The 15,605-nt window shown below is 69.5% G+C and carries 10 protein-coding genes, 1 tRNA gene and 2 pseudogenes; 7 read left to right on the top strand and 6 right to left on the bottom strand.

Annotated elements, in window-relative coordinates; genetic code table 11:
* Window positions 1–282, top strand: a pseudogene (locus tag K0M70_RS06865) (hypothetical protein); the annotation flags it as partial.
* On the opposite strand, the gene hrpA reads toward K0M70_RS06865, so the two are convergent.
* Window positions 275–4,258 (bottom strand): ATP-dependent RNA helicase HrpA, encoded by a 3,984-nt coding sequence (gene hrpA, locus K0M70_RS06860; protein WP_290780905.1) that lies wholly within the window; start codon window positions 4,256–4,258, stop codon window positions 275–277. The pseudogene K0M70_RS06865 and the gene hrpA overlap by 8 nt on opposite strands.
* Before the next feature lie 133 nt (window positions 4,259–4,391).
* Here hrpA and K0M70_RS06855 point away from each other — a divergent pair.
* The 6 genes and pseudogenes from K0M70_RS06855 to K0M70_RS06830 form a co-directional block, all read left to right on the top strand.
* Window positions 4,392–4,871: pseudogene (locus K0M70_RS06855) on the top strand (Dps family protein); the annotation flags it as partial.
* A gap of 101 nt (window positions 4,872–4,972) precedes the next feature.
* A complete protein-coding gene (recQ, locus tag K0M70_RS06850) occupies window positions 4,973–6,790 on the top strand; it encodes a DNA helicase RecQ (RefSeq protein WP_290780901.1) in 1,818 nt (605 codons plus the stop codon).
* Window positions 6,791–6,883: 93 nt separating this feature from the next.
* Window positions 6,884–7,933 (top strand): lipid A deacylase LpxR family protein, encoded by a 1,050-nt coding sequence (locus tag K0M70_RS06845; protein WP_290780899.1) that lies wholly within the window; start codon window positions 6,884–6,886, stop codon window positions 7,931–7,933.
* A 185-nt stretch (window positions 7,934–8,118) separates the two neighbouring features.
* A complete protein-coding gene (locus K0M70_RS06840) occupies window positions 8,119–9,387 on the top strand; it encodes a cytochrome c (protein ID WP_290780898.1) in 1,269 nt (422 codons plus the stop codon).
* Window positions 9,388–9,403: 16 nt separating this feature from the next.
* Complete coding sequence (locus K0M70_RS06835; RefSeq protein WP_290780897.1) at window positions 9,404–9,874, top strand: (2Fe-2S)-binding protein; 471 nt, start codon at window positions 9,404–9,406, stop codon at window positions 9,872–9,874.
* Window positions 9,871–12,177, top strand: coding sequence for a molybdopterin cofactor-binding domain-containing protein (locus tag K0M70_RS06830; RefSeq protein WP_290780895.1), 2,307 nt, complete (start codon window positions 9,871–9,873; stop codon window positions 12,175–12,177). Before K0M70_RS06835 ends, K0M70_RS06830 begins: the two co-directional genes overlap by 4 nt.
* A gap of 29 nt (window positions 12,178–12,206) precedes the next feature.
* Here the strand turns inward: K0M70_RS06830 and pyrC are convergent, their stop codons facing one another.
* The 5 genes from pyrC to ybgF all read right to left on the bottom strand — a co-directional run.
* Window positions 12,207–13,238 (bottom strand): dihydroorotase, encoded by a 1,032-nt coding sequence (gene pyrC / locus K0M70_RS06825; RefSeq protein ID WP_290780909.1) that lies wholly within the window; start codon window positions 13,236–13,238, stop codon window positions 12,207–12,209.
* Between the two features lie 63 nt (window positions 13,239–13,301).
* Window positions 13,302–13,377 (bottom strand) — tRNA-Lys (locus tag K0M70_RS06820).
* Window positions 13,378–13,432: 55 nt separating this feature from the next.
* Window positions 13,433–14,107: a 7-cyano-7-deazaguanine synthase QueC gene (gene queC / locus K0M70_RS06815; RefSeq protein ID WP_290780893.1), complete on the bottom strand. Its 675-nt coding sequence runs from the start codon at window positions 14,105–14,107 to the stop codon at window positions 13,433–13,435.
* 1 nt (window position 14,108) lies between these two features.
* On the bottom strand, window positions 14,109–14,765 hold the full coding sequence (gene queE, locus K0M70_RS06810) for a 7-carboxy-7-deazaguanine synthase QueE (protein WP_290780891.1): 657 nt from the start codon (window positions 14,763–14,765) through the stop codon (window positions 14,109–14,111).
* A gap of 25 nt (window positions 14,766–14,790) precedes the next feature.
* A partial coding sequence (gene ybgF / locus K0M70_RS06805) for a tol-pal system protein YbgF (protein WP_343211196.1) occupies window positions 14,791–15,605 on the bottom strand: 815 nt, incomplete at its 5' end.

Below are 15,605 nucleotides of genomic sequence, written 5' to 3'. Positions count from 1 at the left end.
GTCGCCGCCACGCCGGCCGCCGACACGCGCGGTTTCGAATCCCGCACCCGGGACGACGGCGCCGTGGTGTCCAGCATCAAGGGTCCGTTCAAGGGCTGGGATGGCCAGGGCGACCGCATCACGCTGGTCAACGGCCAGGTGTGGGAAGTGACCGACAGTTCGGCGCGCCTGAAGGTGTCGCTGCAGGACCCCACCGTCATCGTCGAGCCGGGAATCCTGAATTCCTGGTACCTGAAGGTCGAGGGTTACAACACCCGCGCCCGGGTCAAGCGCATCAAGTAAGCGCTTCAAGCTGGCGGGCAAGGCGCTTGGCCGATACCTGGCGCCGCGTCCCCAGCTCCTGCGCGAACATCGACACGCGCAGCTCTTCCAGGTCCCAACGCAGCGCCTGCCACGCCGGCTGCATGGCCGTGCCGTTGCGCCGTGCGTTTGCCAGCGCGTCGGTGAAGGGCTTGAGTTCAAGCATGCGACCCTGGTCGCGCACCGGGTCACGCAGCGCGCGATCGGCGCGCAGCGACAGCGCCTTGAGATAGCGCGGGTATTCGGCCAGGGCATCGGCTGGGGTGTTGCGCAGGAAGCCCGGCGGCACAAGCCCGGCAAGCTGCGACTTGAGGTCGTCGAGGTTGCCGCTGGCCCAGCCCAGGAGCTTGGATTCCAGTCGCGGCTTGATGTCGGCCACCGCGCCCAGGATGGCCTCGGCCAGCTGCAGCCGCGCCATCGCCTCGGCAAACAGGCTGCGGCCGGCGGCGTCCACGCGCTGCTGGAACGCCGCGGCATCGCGCACGCCGGTGAACGATTCGGCCAGCACCGCATTGAGCGCGGCCTGGGCCAGGTCGGTGCGCAGGTGTTCGTGGGCGGGCGACCCGCCCGGTGCCTGGGCGAACTGTTCGATGGCGGCGTAAAGCAGCGCCAGCTTGGGCGACACCGGCAGCTGCTTGCGGACCTGGCGCTGTTTTTCCGCCAGCGCCATGGTGGCCAGTCGGCGTACGCCGGCGTCGTGTTCGCGCGCGGCCTGCTCGGCGTCGGCAAACACGCTCAGCGCCACCGATTCCTGCTGGTCCACCAAGGCCGGATACGCCGGCACGCCGGCGGCGCCCATCACCTGGGCCGGAACAGGCGACGCCGGGAAGCGCAGCAGCCCCTCGCAGGCGAGGTCTTCGCCGGCCCGTTCGGCGAACGCGCGCTCGGCCTGTTCGCCGAAGAGGCGGCGAAGTTCGTCCAGGTCGCGCGACGTCGCCAGCACCTTGCCGTCGCGCTCGGCCAGCCGCAGGTGGATGCGCAAATGGGCGTCCAGCGCGGCCTCGTCGAAGTCCAGCGCGGCCACCGGAGCGCCGGTGGCCTTGGTGAGGAAGCGCGCCAACGTCCCTTGCAAACTGTCGGCTTCGGCCTGGGGATAGGCCTGGGCGAAGGCGCGGGCGAAGTCGGGTGCCGGCACGTAATTGCGACGCAGCGACTTGGGCAGGCCCCGGATCAGCGCCGTGGCCTTTTCTTCGACCAGGCCGGGCACCAGCCACCCCAGGCGCGCGCCGTCCAGCGCCTTGAGCAGGTGCAAAGGCACGTCAAGCGTCACGCCGTCCTCGGCGTGGCCGGGTTCGAAGCGGTAGTGCAGGGCCAGCCGGGCGTCGCCCAGCGCGAAGAACTTCGGGAACCGCTCGGCCTCGCTGCCTTCGCCCGGCAGCAGGTCGGCGAGCGACCACTCCAGCGCGCGCTTGTGCTCCGGCGACGCCTTCGCATAGCCGCTGTCCAGCGCGGCAACGCTGTTGGTGTCCGCCGGCAGCCGGTCCAGGTACCAGAGGGCCTGCCAGTCCTCGTCGGCCACCAGGCCGGCGCGGCGCAGCTTCGCTTCTTCCTCCAGCGCCTTCTCCAGCGTGGCGAGATTGCGCTTGAGGAAGGGGCTGCGGGTATCCACTTCGCCCGGCACCAGGCCCTGGCGCACGAAGATCTCGCGCGCCTCCGCCGGGTACAGGCCGCCGTAGTGCACCGGCTTCTTCGGCGCCAGCACCAGGCCGAACAGGCTGATCTGTTCGCTGCCGATGACCCGGCCCTGCGCGCGCGACCAGTGCGGGTCGAAGTGCTTGCGCGCCAGCAGGTGGCCCAATTCGGCAATGACCCAATCGGGTTCGATGCGCGCCGCCATCATGCCCCACACTTTCGCGGTGTCGATCAGGGTGGCCACCAGCACCCAGGCGGGAGGCAATTTGGCCAGCGATGAGCCCGGGAACAGCTGGAACTTGCGCTGGCGCGGCGCATCGTAGAAGCCCTTTTCGGTGCGGTGGCCAACCTGCGCCGGCAACCCCGCGATCAGGGACCGGTGCAGCGCCGCGTGGAAGGCCTGGGCTTTCTTCGTGGACGGGGGCGCAGCCTCAGGCGTACCGGCGACCGAGGGATCCCAGCCCACTTCTTCGCAGGCCAGCAGCAGCTGGCGGTGCAGTTCGCGCCACTCGCGCATGCGCAGGAAGCCCAGGTAGCGGCGCTCGCACCAGTCGCGCAGCTTGGACTGCGTAAGGTCTTCATGGGCGGTGCGATACGCCGTCCACAGGTTCAGGACGCCGATGAACTCGGAGTTGGGGTCGGCGAATTCGGCGTGGGCGAGGTCGGCTTTCTCGCGGGCGTCGGCCGGGCGCTCACGCGGGTCCTGGATGCCCAGGAACGAGGTGATGACCGTGACTTCGGCCAGGCAGCCGTGGCCGTGCGCGGCCACCAGCATCCGCGCCAGCTTCACGTCCACCGGCAGCCGCGACATCTGCCGGCCGATCGGCGTCAGCCTGCGTTCGGCGTCCACGGCGCCCAGCTCGGTCAACGTCTGCCAGCCGTCGGCGATCGCCCGCGGGTCGGGGGCATCAATGAAGGGGAAGTCCTCCACCCGGCCCAGGCCCAGCGTCAGCATGCGCAGGATCACGCCCGCCAGCGACGCGCGCAGGATTTCAGGGTCGGTGTAGCGCGGGCGGGCGTTGAAGTCGTCTTCGGAATACAGGCGATAGCAGATGCCCGACGCGATGCGGCCGCAGCGGCCCTTGCGCTGGTCGGCGCTGGCCTGGCTGATCGGCTCGATGTGCAGGCGATCGAGCTTGCCGCGCGGGCTGTAGCGCTTCACGCGCGCCGCGCCGGGGTCGATGACGTAGCGGATGCGCGGCACCGTCAACGAGGTCTCCGCCACGTTGGTGGCCAGCACGATGCGCCGCCCCGGCCCGGGGTTGAACACCTTGTCCTGGTCGCGCGCCGACAGCCGCGCATAAAGCGGAATCACTTCCGTCGACCGGTACTTGCGCCGGTTCAGCGCCGCATGGGCATCGCGGATCTCCCGCTCACCCGGCAGGAACACCAGCATGTCCCCCAGCGAATCCTCCCGCGTAATCTCATCCGCCGCCGCCACGATCGCCTCGGCCATCGAGGCGGGAACGGCGTCAGGTTCAGTTACCCGGGGACGGGCGCCGCGCTTGCCGGTTTCATTGCCGGACGAGTGAACCTGACCCCGTTCCTGCGGGTCAGCGGGGCGGTAGCGGACTTCCACGGGGAAACCGCGGCCTTCGACGTTGAGTACCGGCGCACCGTCGAAGTGCCTTGCGAAGCGGTCGGTGTCGATGGTGGCCGAGGTGATGATCAGCTTCAGGTCGGGCCGCGTTTTCACCAGCTGCTTGAGGAAGCCGAGCAGGAAGTCGATGTTCAGGCTGCGCTCGTGCGCTTCGTCGACGATGATGGTGTCGTACTTGGACAAGAAGCGGTCGGACTGGATTTCGGCCAGCAGGATGCCGTCGGTCATGAACTTGATGTAGGTGTCGTCGCCGACGTTCTCGGTGAAGCGCACCTGGTAGCCCACGGCTCCGCCCATGGGCACCTGCAGCTCTTCGGCAACGCGCCGGGCCACGGCGCGGGCGGCGATGCGCCTTGGCTGGGTGCAGCCAATCATGCCGGCGCTGCCGCGACCCGCGGCCAGGCACAGTTTGGGCAGCTGGGTGGTCTTGCCCGAGCCGGTTTCGCCCGCCAGGATCACCACCGGATGCTTGCGGATCAGCGCCACCAGCGTTTCCGCCTCGCGCGCCACCGGCAGGCTGTCGTCGAACGTGGGCACGGGAGCCTGCGCAGCGCGCCGGGCGCGCGTGGCGGCGGAGGCCGCCACCGCCTGGTCCCAGGCCGCGCGGGCAGCCGCATCCTCGGGCGCCTTGCGCAATGCGCCCAGCAGCCTGCGGAGGCGGCCATGGTCGCGGCTGAGCACGGTGTCGGCGGGGAAGCGCGGAATCGGGGCGGGGCGATGTTCCATCCGTGGCAATGGTAACAATCCCGACCCGTTCATTTGCACGAAACGCGTGAGGGCGTACAGTTCCAGTAAACCCCAAGGAGTCCCCGAGATGGCATCGAAAAAGGCTTCCTCCCCCGCCGCCGTCGCCCACGGCGCGCCCAAGATCGACATCGGCATTGGCGAGAAGGACCGGCGCAAGATCGCCGACGGCCTGTCCCGCTTCCTGGCAGACAGCTACACGCTGTACCTCAAGACCCACAATTACCACTGGAACGTCACCGGGCCGATGTTCAACTCCCTGCACGTGATGTTCATGACCCAATACACCGAGCAATGGACGGCGCTGGACGAGATCGCCGAGCGCATCCGCGCCCTGGGCTTCAATGCGCCGGGCTCGTATGCGCAGTTCGTGAAGCTGGCCAGCATCAAGGAAGACCCGAGTTCGCCCGAGGCCCCTGAGTGGCAGGAAATGGTCCGCCAGCTGGTCGCCGGCAACGAGGCGGTTTGCCGCACTGGCCGCAAGGTGCTCGAAATCGCCGATGACGCCAACGACAACCCGACCGAAGACCTGCTGACCCAGCGCCTGCAGATCCACGAGAAGTACGCCTGGATGCTGCGCTCGCTGCTGCAGTGAGGCCCGGCATCTCCGCCCGGCGGTGGTCGGGCGGAGTTCGCACGCCACCCTGGGCGAACATCGCTGCACGCCCCGGCCCTCTGGCCCGGTAAACTGGGGGCATGACGTCTCCTTCCCACGAAGTCCTGCGCCGCGTCTTCGGTTATCCCGATTTCCGGGGCGAACAGGCCGCCGTGGTCGCGCACATCGTCGCCGGCAACGACTGCCTGGTGCTGATGCCCACCGGCGCCGGAAAATCCCTGTGCTACCAGGTGCCGTCGCTGCTGCGCGAGGGCACGGGCATCATCGTTTCGCCGCTGATCGCGCTGATGCAGGACCAGGTGGAGGCGCTGGAGCAGTTGGGCGTACGCGCGGCTTTCCTGAACTCTTCGCTCAGCGGCGAAGCCGCCTCCGCCGTCGAAGCCCGCCTGTTGGCCGGCGACCTGGACATGCTCTACGTCGCCCCCGAGCGCCTGCTCACCGACCGCTTCCTGCGCCTGCTCGACCGCAGCCGCATCGCCCTGTTCGCCATCGACGAAGCACACTGCGTGTCGCAGTGGGGCCACGACTTCCGGCCCGAGTACCGCGAGCTCAACCTGCTGCACGAGCGCTGGCCGGACGTGCCGCGCATCGCGCTCACCGCCACCGCCGACGCGCCCACGCGCCGCGAGATCGCCGAGCGCCTGGGGCTGGACGAAGCACGCCAGTTCATCACCTCCTTCGATCGCCCGAACATCCGCTACCGCGTGCTGCAGAAAGACAACGCGCGACGGCAGTTGCTCGATTTCCTCGGCGCCTACCGCGGCGATGCCGGCATCGTCTACTGCCTGTCGCGCCGCAAGGTCGAGGAAACCGCCGAATTCCTGGTGCAGCAGGGCATTGACGCCCTGCCCTACCACGCCGGCCTGGACGCCGCGGTGCGCGCGCGCAACCAGCGCCGCTTCCTGCGCGAGGACGGCGTGGTGATGGTGGCCACCATCGCCTTCGGGATGGGCATCGACAAACCCGACGTGCGCTTCGTGGCGCACATGGACCTGCCCAAGTCACTCGAGGGCTACTACCAGCAAACCGGCCGCGCCGGCCGCGACGGCGAGCCAGCGCAGGCCTGGCTGTGCTACGGCCTGGGCGACATGGTGATGCTTCGGCAGATGATCGAAAACTCCGACGCCGGTGAAGAACGACGCTGGCTGGAACGCCGCAAGCTCGACACCCTGCTGGGCTACTGCGAATCCACCCGCTGCCGCCGCCAGGTGCTGCTGGACGCTTTCGGCGAAACCTATCCGCAGGCCTGCGGCAACTGCGACAACTGCCTGGAGCCACCGCGCACCTGGGACGCCACCGTTGCCGCGCAGAAGGCGCTGTCGTGCGTGTACCGCAGCGGCCAGCGCTTCGGCGTCACCCACCTGGTGGACATCCTGCGCGGCGCCGGCAACGAGCGCATCCAACAGCTCGGGCACGACAAGCTCAGCACCTACGGCATTGGCGCCGACCTGGATGCACGCCAGTGGAAGGGCGTGTTCCGCCAGCTCGTCGCGCTGGGCCTGCTGGAAGTGGACGTGGAGGGCCATGGCAGCCTGCGCCTCACCGACGCCAGCCGACCGGTTCTGAAAGGCGAACAAACGGTGGCACTGCGCGAGGAATCCACCCGCACGCGCGAGCGCGAACGCCGCAGCAGCCGCGGGGCCGGCCCGGTCGTTGCGCCGCTGTCGGCCGACGGCCTGCCGCTGTTCGAAGCGCTGCGTGCGCTGCGCGCCTCCCTGGCGCGCGAGCAGTCGGTGCCGGCCTACGTCATCTTCCACGACGCCACGCTGCGTGCGATCGCCGAGCGTTGCCCTGATTCACTCGGCGAGCTGGGCGGCATCAGCGGCGTTGGCGCCGCCAAGCTCGATCGCTACGGCGAACAGGTGCTGTCCACGCTGCGCGACGCCGCGGAGGCCTGAGTACTCGCAGCGCGCGGTGTGTTCATGCGGCGTCCATCGGCGTGCCGACGCAGGCGGGTATCATTACGCCCCCCCACGCCGGTGCCCCGCCCCATGACCCCACGTGCCCTGGCACTCGCCATCGTCGTCCTGCTGCCCGCTGCGGCCTGGGCCGAGGGTGCCTGCCGCACTGGCCTGGACCGTGACGACAATCCCGCGACCCTCACCGTGCGTTCGGACAACGACCTCTATGGTCGCGCCAAGCAGGACCAGGGCTATACCAACGGCGTAGCCATCACTTTCGTTTCTCCCAACCTCGCCGAACCCGGCCAAGACCCCTGCCTTCCCGCGCCGGTGCGTTGGCTCAACCGCTACCTAGACTGGAGGCAGCCCGGCGGCTTCGAGCAGCAGAACATGGTGCTGGGCATCACCCACGGCATCTACACGCCCACCGACGGGACGCGCGGCGACCTGATCGCGGATGACCGGCCCTATGCCGGCGTTGCCACGCTCAGCTTGGGCTACAGCGCGCGCACCGGTAATCGCCTGCGAACCAGCCACTTCAGACTGGGCGTGGTGGGGCCGTCGGCGTGGGGCGAAGGCGGGCAGGACACCCTCCACCGCCTGTTCGGCCGCGAGCGTTTCAGGGGCTGGGACCACCAGCTGCGTGACGAAGTAGTGGTGCAGCTCGTACACGAGCGCCTGTGGCGGCACCGCCCCGAAACCAGCGCGCACGGCTGGGGTTGGGATGCCATCGGGCACGTGGGCGGCAGCCTGGGCAACCTGGCCACCTATGCCAATGCCGGAGGCGAAGTGCGCTGGGGTCGGTGGCTGCCCGATGACTTCGGCAGCGACCCGATGCGGCCCGCCGGCGAGAACCGTGCACCCTCCGCCGGCCGACTCGACGCCAGCCAGTGGGCCGGGCATCTTTTCGTCGGGCTGGACGCACGCGCGGTCGCGCACGACATCACGCTCGACGGCAACACGTGGAAGGACAGCCACAGCGTCGACAGCCGCAAGGCCGTCGCCGACCTGAGCCTGGGTATCGCCTTCACGCGCGGGCCCTGGAAGATCGCCGGCTCCCACGTTCGACGAACGCGCGAGTTCCACGGCCAGGTGGAGCGCCCCGTGTTCGGCAGCATCAGCCTGAGCCGAGCGTTCTGACGCCGCCCGAAACCTTTGCCTCCCCGTGAATGGGCGTAAGGTGGTCGTGCCCACTGCAGGAATCATCGCCACGAACGCGGTGCCTGCGGCGGGTGCGCCCGGCGGCACGAGGTGCCGCCATCACCACCCCGCCTGCGGAGGTCATCGTGTTCAAGCGCTTGGTATTGGGTTCATTGGGATTGGCCGTGATTGCAGTCCTGGGGCTGTGGATTCTCGCCTACCGTCCCGCGATCGACACCATCGCCGCCCCCGGGGCCGGCAGTTTCCTGCCCGAACGCATTGCCCAGGGGGAAGTGCTCGCGGCCGCCGGCTACTGCGCCACCTGCCACACCGCCGCCGGTGGTGCGCCCTACGCGGGCGGTTACCCGATGGAAACCGAGTTCGGCACCCTCTACTCCACCAACATCACGCCCGACGCCGACACCGGTATCGGCCAGTGGTCGGAGGCGGCCTTCCTGCGCGCGATGCAGCAGGGCGTGTCGCGCGACGGCTCGCACCACTTCCCCGCATTTCCGTACCAGCACTTCAACCAGGTCAGCGACGAGGATATCGGCGCGATCTACGCCTACCTGATGAGCCTGCCGCCGGTGAACGCACCGGCGAAAGCGCCCGACATCGCCTTCCCGCTCAACCTGCGCATGCTGCAGGCGGGCTGGAAGCTGCTGTATTTCCGCGACGATGCCTACGGCCCGGTCACCGGCGGCAGCCCCGAGTGGAATCGCGGCGCCTACCTGGCCGAAGGCCTGGCCCACTGCTCGGCCTGCCACAGCCCGCGCAATGGGCTGGGCGCCGAACTCACGGGCGAAGCCGAGCGCTACGCCGGCGCCGCCATCGACGGCTGGTATGCGCCGCCGCTCAAGGCAGCCAACACCGCGGCCGTGGCCTGGAGCCAGGACGAACTGTTCGCCTACCTGCGCAACGGCGGCACGGCGCTGCACGGCGTGGCCGTGGGCCCGATGTCGCCGGTGGTGCATGCGGGCTTGGCCAGGCTGCCGGAAGCGGACGTGCGCGCGATCGCCGTGTATTTCGCCGACCGGTTCGGACCTGCGGCCGATACGGCCACCACCGCCGCTATCGTGGCCAGGGCGCTGGCCAGCGGCACGCCGGTCATCGGCCAGCCGTCGCCTGCGGGTGAGCAGCTCTACGCCGCGGCCTGCGGCTCCTGCCACTTCAACAGCGGCCCGGTGCCGGCGCTGCTGCGGGTGGACCTGGGCCTCAACAGCGCACTTTCGGCCTCCGATCCGTCCAACCTGCTGCAGGTGATCCTGCACGGCGTGGGCGTGGAGGAAGGCCTGCCCGACGTAATGATGCCGGGCTTCGCGCACGCGTTTTCCAACGACCAGGTGGTGACGCTGGCCGCATGGCTGCGCAGCCAGCGCACCAGCCTGGCCCCGTGGCCCGACCTGGCGGCCCGCGTGGACGCCCTGAACCCGCCATCCCCACCAGCGCCCTGACCCGGAGCAACGACGCATGAGCCAGTTCCAACTCAACGGCCTTCCCGTCCAGGTGGACGTGGACGACGACACGCCCCTGCTCTGGGCCATCCGCGACACCGTGGGGCTGAAGGGCACCAAATTCGGCTGCGGCATCGGCATGTGCGGCGCCTGCACGGTGCACCTCAACGGCCGCGCCATTCGATCGTGCATCACGCCGGTGGGCGCCGTGGCCGGGCAAGCCGTCACCACCATTGAAGGCCTGGACCCGGCGGGCCAGCACCCGCTGCAGGTGGCGTGGGTGGCCGCGCAGGCGCCGCAATGCGGCTACTGCCAGCCGGGCCAGATCATGCAGGCAGCCACGCTGCTGGAGGACTATCCCAATCCCACCGACGCCGAAATCAACGCCGTGATGGCCGGCAGCCTCTGCCGCTGCATGGCCTACGCGCGTATCCGCAAGGCGATCAAACTCGCCGCCGCGCAGATGCAGGGGGAGCCGCAGGCATGAGCCTTTTCCGCAAGCTTGGCGAGCCGGGCGCCGCGCCCGCCACCCTCACCCGCCGCAGTTTCCTGATTGCCGCCGCCGGCACCGGCTTCGTCATGGCTTTCGCCAACGCTTCGGTGCTGCTGCCCGAGTCGGCGGACGCACTGGTCGCGACGAAGAGCTACGACCCCAACCTCTGGTTCCGCATCGACCAGCAGGGACTGATCACCGTGCACGTGATCCGCGCCGAGATGGGACAGCACGTGGGCACCGCCCTGGCGCGCATCCTCGCCGACGAACTCGAGGCCGACTGGTCCAGCGTGCGCATCGAGCATGTGGACAGCGACCCGAAGTGGGGAATGATGGTGACCGGCGGCAGCTGGTCGGTTTGGCAGAGCTTCCCGCTGCTGAGCAAGGCCGGCGCCGCAGGCCGCATCGCCCTGATCGAAGAAGGTGCGCGGCTGCTCGGCGTGTCGCCGTCGGCCTGCACCGCGCGCGATAGCACCGTGAGCGCGGGCGGCCGCAGCATCAGCTACGCGCAGATCGTCCAGCGCGGGAACCTCAGCCGGCAGTTCAGCGCCGACGAACTCGACGCCCTGCCGACCAAACCCGCCTCGGAGCGCCGCCTCGTGGGCGTCGACACCCAGGCCATCGACATCCCGGGCAAGACCAACGGCCAGGCCCTCTACGGCATCGATGCCCACCTTGAGGGCATGGTGTATGCGCGGCCCAAGATCCCGCCTACCCGCAACGGCTCAACCGTCGTGTCGGTGGACGATGCCGCCGCGAAAGCGGTGGCGGGCTACCGGGGCCACGTCGTGCTGGAAGACCCCTCGGACACCGTGCCGGGCTGGGTGATGGTGTTCGCCGACTCCACCGCCGCCGCCATCAAGGCCGCAGACCTGGTCGAGGTGAAGTGGACCAATGACGACACCGCGTCGGTGTCCGAGAAAGACCTGCTCGATCACTCGGCCAGGCTCATCGCCGACCCGGCTGCCGGTTCCACCGTGGTGGACGACGCCGGCGTGGACGCCGCGTTCGCCGCCGCAGCCACCACCTTCGAGGCCGAGTACACCACCGCGAGCGTGCTGCACTTCCAGCTCGAGCCCGTCAACGCCACCGCACAGCTCAAGGACGGCATGTGGGAAATCCACACCGGCAACCAGTGGCAGTCGCTGATCCTGCCGACCTTGGCCAAGGCCCTGGGCGTGGGCGAAGACAAAGTGGTGATGCGCACCTACCTGCTGGGCGGCGGCTTCGGCCGCCGGCTCAACGGCGATTACGCCGTGCCCGCCGCGCTGGCCGCCAAGGCGCTGGGCAAGCCGGTGAAGATGACCTGCACCCGCGCCGACGACGCCCGCTTCGACTCCTTCCGCTCGCCTTCGCTGCAGCGGCTGCGGATGGGCTTCGACGCCGACGGCCGGGTGGTGGCCATGCAGCACGACGCCTGCGCCGGCTGGCCGACCAAAGTGATGGTTCCGGCCTTCATGCCCAAGGGCAAGAACGGCGAACCCTACGACCCCTTCGCCATCGCCGGCGCCGACCACTGGTACACGGTGGGCGCACACCGCGTGCGCGCGCTCTCGAACGACCTGGCCAACCGCTCGTTCCGTCCCGGCTGGCTGCGCTCGGTGGGGCCGGGCTGGACCAACTGGGCGCTGGAGAGCTTCATGGATGAAGCCGCGCACAAGCGGGGCGTTGACCCGCTGGCGTTCCGGCTGGGCCTGCTCGACGGCGCGGGCGCGAACGCCGGCAGCGCGCCCAATGCGGTCGGCGGCGCCCTGCGCCAGGCGGCCGTGCTTCGGCGCGTTGCGGAGATCTCCGGCTGGGGCAGCACGCTGCCGCCCGACACCGGGCTGGGCATCGCCTCATCGTTCGGCCAGGAGCGCGACATGCCGACCTGGGTCACCTGCGTGGCGCGCGTGCGCGTGAACCGCGACACGGGCCTGGTAACGACCGAGAAGCTGTTCCTGGTGACCGACGCCGGCACGGTGGTGCATCCCGACGGCGCCCTGGCGCAGACCGAGGGCGCCGCGCTGTGGGGCCTGAGCATGGCGCTGCACGAGGGCACCCAGTTCGAGAACGGCCAGGTGCGTGACACGAACCTGGGCACCTACACACCGCTGCGCATGGGCGACGTACCCGATTTGCAGATCGAGTTCATCGCCAGCACCGAAGCGGCCGTGGGACTGGGCGAGCCGTCCACCACCGTGGTGGCGCCCGCCATCGCCAACGCCATCTTCAACGCGGTGGGCGTGCGGCTGCGGCACCTGCCCATGCGGCCAGCCGACGTGCTGGCGGCTCTGCGCAAACCGGCCAAGGCCTGACACCCCGCCGCGACCGGGTGAGTGATTGCCTAAACCAGGCGCCACGCCATGCGTTCGCCCGCGCGCATGGGCACCAGCGCATCGGGGCCGTCGCCGAACTGCGCGGGCATCTGCCAGCTTTCGCGTCGCAGCGTGATGGTGTCGGCGTTGCGCGGCAGGCGATAGAAATCGGGGCCGTGGAAGCTGGCGAAACCTTCGAGTTTGTCGAGCGCACCGGCCTGGTCGAACACCTCGGCGTAAAGCTCGATCGCGCCCGGGGCGCTGTAGATGCCCGCGCAGCCGCAGGCGGATTCCTTGGCATGGCGCGTGTGCGGCGCGCTGTCGGTGCCCAGGAAGAACTTCGGGCTGCCGCCGGTGGCCGCGGCCACCAGCGCCTGGCGATGCTCTTCGCGCTTGAGGACCGGCAGGCAGTAGTTGTGCGGCCGCAGTCCGCCGGCGAAGATCGCGTTGCGGTTGAGCAGCAGGTGGTGCGGGGTGATGGTGGCGGCGATGCCGTCATGTGCGCCGGCGACGAATTCGGCGGCCTGGCGCGTGGTGATGTGCTCGAACACCAGCCGCAGGCGCGGGAATCGCGCCACCAGCGGCAGCAGGTGGCGCTGGATGAACTCGGCCTCGCGATCAAACACGTCCACCCACTGTTCAGTGACTTCGCCGTGCATCAGCAGCGGCACGCCCAGCGCCTGCATCGCCTCCAGCGCTGCGTCGCAGCGACGGATGTCGGTCACGCCGGCGTCGGAGTTGGTGGTGGCGCCGGCCGGGTACCACTTCACGCCCTGCACGCAGCCGCTGGCCTTGGCGGCTTCGATCTGTGCCGGCGTGGTGTTGTCGGTGAGGTAGAGGGTCATCAGCGGTTCGAACGCCAACCCGCCGGGCACGGCGTCCAGGATGCGCTGGCGATAGGCCTGGGCCAAGGCGGCAGTGGTGACCGGCGGCACCAGGTTGGGCATCACGATTGCGCGGCCAAACTGCCTGGCCGTTTCGGGAACCACGCGCGAGAGCATGGCGCCGTCGCGCAGGTGCAGGTGCCAATCGTCCGGCCGCGTCATCACCAGTTCGGTCATTTCGGCCACGGCCACGCTCCCTGTCGATCGACAACAACGTTCGGGCAATGCCTTCCGGGAAGATGGTGGGCCGTGATGGATTCGAACCATCGACCAAAAGATTAAAAGTCTTCTGCTCTACCAACTGAGCTAACGGCCCAACAAAAACGGTGCTGCCCGGCGCGACCAAGCGCGCGGGGGTGAATTCTAACGCATCAGGCGCGCGGCGCGTAGCGCGTGGGGTCGGCCAGCCCGGCGGCGGCGAATCCCTCGCTGCGCAGACGGCAGGCGTCGCACAGCCCGCAGGCGCGGCCCTGGTCGTCTGCCTGGTAGCAGGACACGGTGCGGCTGAAATCCAGGCCCAGGCGCTGCCCTTCCAGCGCGATCTGCGCCTTGCTCATGCGGATCAGCGGTGCATGCACGCGCAGCCGATGGCCCTCCACGCCCACCTGGGTGGCCAGGTTTGCCAGCCGCTCGAAGGCCTCGATGAACTCGGGGCGGCAGTCGGGGTAGCCCGAATAGTCCACCGCGTTCACGCCGCAGAACAGGTCGTCGGCGCCCAGCACTTCGGCCCAGCCCAGCGCGATGGACAGCATGATGGTGTTGCGCGCCGGCACGTAGGTGATCGGTATGCCCTCGCCGGCCGCTTCCGGCACGGCGATGTCGGCGGTCAACGCCGAGCCGCCGATGCTGCGCAGGTCGATGGTGACCACCTTGTGCTGCGCCGCGCCCTGGCTGACCGCCAGTTCAGCGGCCGCGGCCAGCTCGGACGTATGCCGCTGGCCGTAGGAAACGCTCAGCGCATGGCACTGGAAACCCTGCTCACGGGCCAGGGCCAGCGTCACCGCCGAATCCATCCCGCCCGATACCAGTACGACCGCTTTCTTCATCTCAGCGCCCCTGCGCGTCGCCCCAGAGTTGTTTGTGCAGCTGCATCTGGAACCGCACCGGCAGCTTGTCGGCCAGGATCCACTCCGCCAGTTCGCGCGGCGTCACCTGGTCGAACGAGGGCGAGAACAGCACTTCGCAGCGCGCGGTGAGGCCGTGCTCGGCCACCATGCCGCGCGCCCATTCGTAGTCGGCGCGGTCGCAGACGACGAACTTCACCTGGTCATGCGCGGTCAGCAGCGGCAGGTTCGACAGCAGGTTGCGGTGCATTTCCAGCGAGGCAGGCGTCTTGAGGTCCACCACGCGGCTCACGCGCGGGTCCACGCCGGCGATGTCGATGGCCCCCGAGGTTTCCAGCGACACGTCGTAGCCGGCGTCGCAGAGCTTTTCCAGCAGGCCCAGGCAGCGCTTCTGCGACAGCGGTTCGCCGCCGGTGACGCAGACGTGGCGCACGCCGTGGCGCGCCACTTCGGCCAGGATCGTTTCGATTTCCCACCATTCGCCGCCGTGGAAGGCGTAGGCGGTGTCGCAGTACTGGCAGCGCAGCGGGCAGCCGGTGAGGCGCACGAACACCGTTGGCCAGCCCACCGCGCGGGCCTCGCCCTGCACGGACAGGAAGATTTCGGTCAGGCGCAGGCGCTCGGCGGCCGGGGTGTCCATGGCGGCAACCGGCACGGGGCCGGCTTCAGCGGTTTTCGGTGGCGAGCGTGCGCAGGCGGCTTTCGGCCTTGCCGGCGGCGTCGGTGCCCGCGTGGCGCGCCGAGACATCGCGCAGGGTGGCTTCACCGGCGGCGCGCTGGCCCTGGGCGATCTGGCAGTAGCCCAGCTTGAGCAGCGCGTCGGATTCCTTGCGCGAACCCGGATGCTGGGTCAGCAGCGTTTGGAAGGCCTGCTGGGCCAGGTCGTAATTCTGGGTGACGTAGTAGCTTTCGCCCAGCCAGTAGTAGGCGTTGGGCACCAGCGCGCTGGCCGGATAGTCTCGCAGGAAGGCCTGGAACAGGCGCGCCGAGTCGGCGGCCTCGAAGCGTTCGACCAGGGCGTCGAGCGCAGCCTGGTAGGCGGCTTCCTCGGCAACCGGGTCCACCGGCGCGCCCGGGTCGGCCGACGTGGCGGTGGGGGACGCAGCCGGTTCGACGTCGCTGAAACCAGCGGCGGCAGGGGCAGGCGGGGCCGTCACGGCGGGCGCCGTGGCGGACGGGGCATTGGGGGCGGCGGACGCGGCGGGGTTGCCCTCGAGGCGGCCAAGGCGGCCGTCCAGGTCGAGGTACTGCTCGCGGTTGCGCTGCTTGAGCTGTTCGATTTCGTTTTGCAGGGTTTCGACCACGTTGCGCAGGGACTGCACTTCAGTCTGGAGCTGCACCATGCGGTTCTGCTGGTCCAGGTTGGCCTGGCCGGCGGACTGGTTTTCGACGTTGGCCGAGTTCTCGAGGCGGGTGACCCGCTCACCGAGGCTTAGGCGCTGCGCCATTGCCGGAGTGGGGGGGGGGGGGGGGGGGGGGG

The sequence above is a fragment of the Arenimonas sp. genome, assembly GCF_019459675.1.
In the GTDB taxonomy this organism is placed as follows: domain Bacteria; phylum Pseudomonadota; class Gammaproteobacteria; order Xanthomonadales; family Xanthomonadaceae; genus Arenimonas.
The sequence above is the reverse complement of the archived record's forward strand: the minus strand, read 5'-3'. Positions and strand labels throughout refer to the sequence as shown.

What these genes read in the sequence shown, in the direction of transcription:
- K0M70_RS06835 (WP_290780897.1), top strand. Translation starts at nt 9,404, where the DNA reads ATGAGCCAGTTCCAACTCAACGGCCTTCCCGTCCAGGTGGACGTGGAC.
- recQ (WP_290780901.1), top strand. Translation starts at nt 4,973, where the DNA reads ATGACGTCTCCTTCCCACGAAGTCCTGCGCCGCGTCTTCGGTTATCCC.
- queC (WP_290780893.1), bottom strand. Translation starts at nt 14,107, where the DNA reads ATGAAGAAAGCGGTCGTACTGGTATCGGGCGGGATGGATTCGGCGGTG.
- hrpA (WP_290780905.1), bottom strand. Translation starts at nt 4,258, where the DNA reads ATGGAACATCGCCCCGCCCCGATTCCGCGCTTCCCCGCCGACACCGTG.
- queE (WP_290780891.1), bottom strand. Translation starts at nt 14,765, where the DNA reads ATGGACACCCCGGCCGCCGAGCGCCTGCGCCTGACCGAAATCTTCCTG.
- K0M70_RS06830 (WP_290780895.1), top strand. Translation starts at nt 9,871, where the DNA reads ATGAGCCTTTTCCGCAAGCTTGGCGAGCCGGGCGCCGCGCCCGCCACC.
- pyrC (WP_290780909.1), bottom strand. Translation starts at nt 13,238, where the DNA reads ATGACCGAACTGGTGATGACGCGGCCGGACGATTGGCACCTGCACCTG.
- K0M70_RS06845 (WP_290780899.1), top strand. Translation starts at nt 6,884, where the DNA reads ATGACCCCACGTGCCCTGGCACTCGCCATCGTCGTCCTGCTGCCCGCT.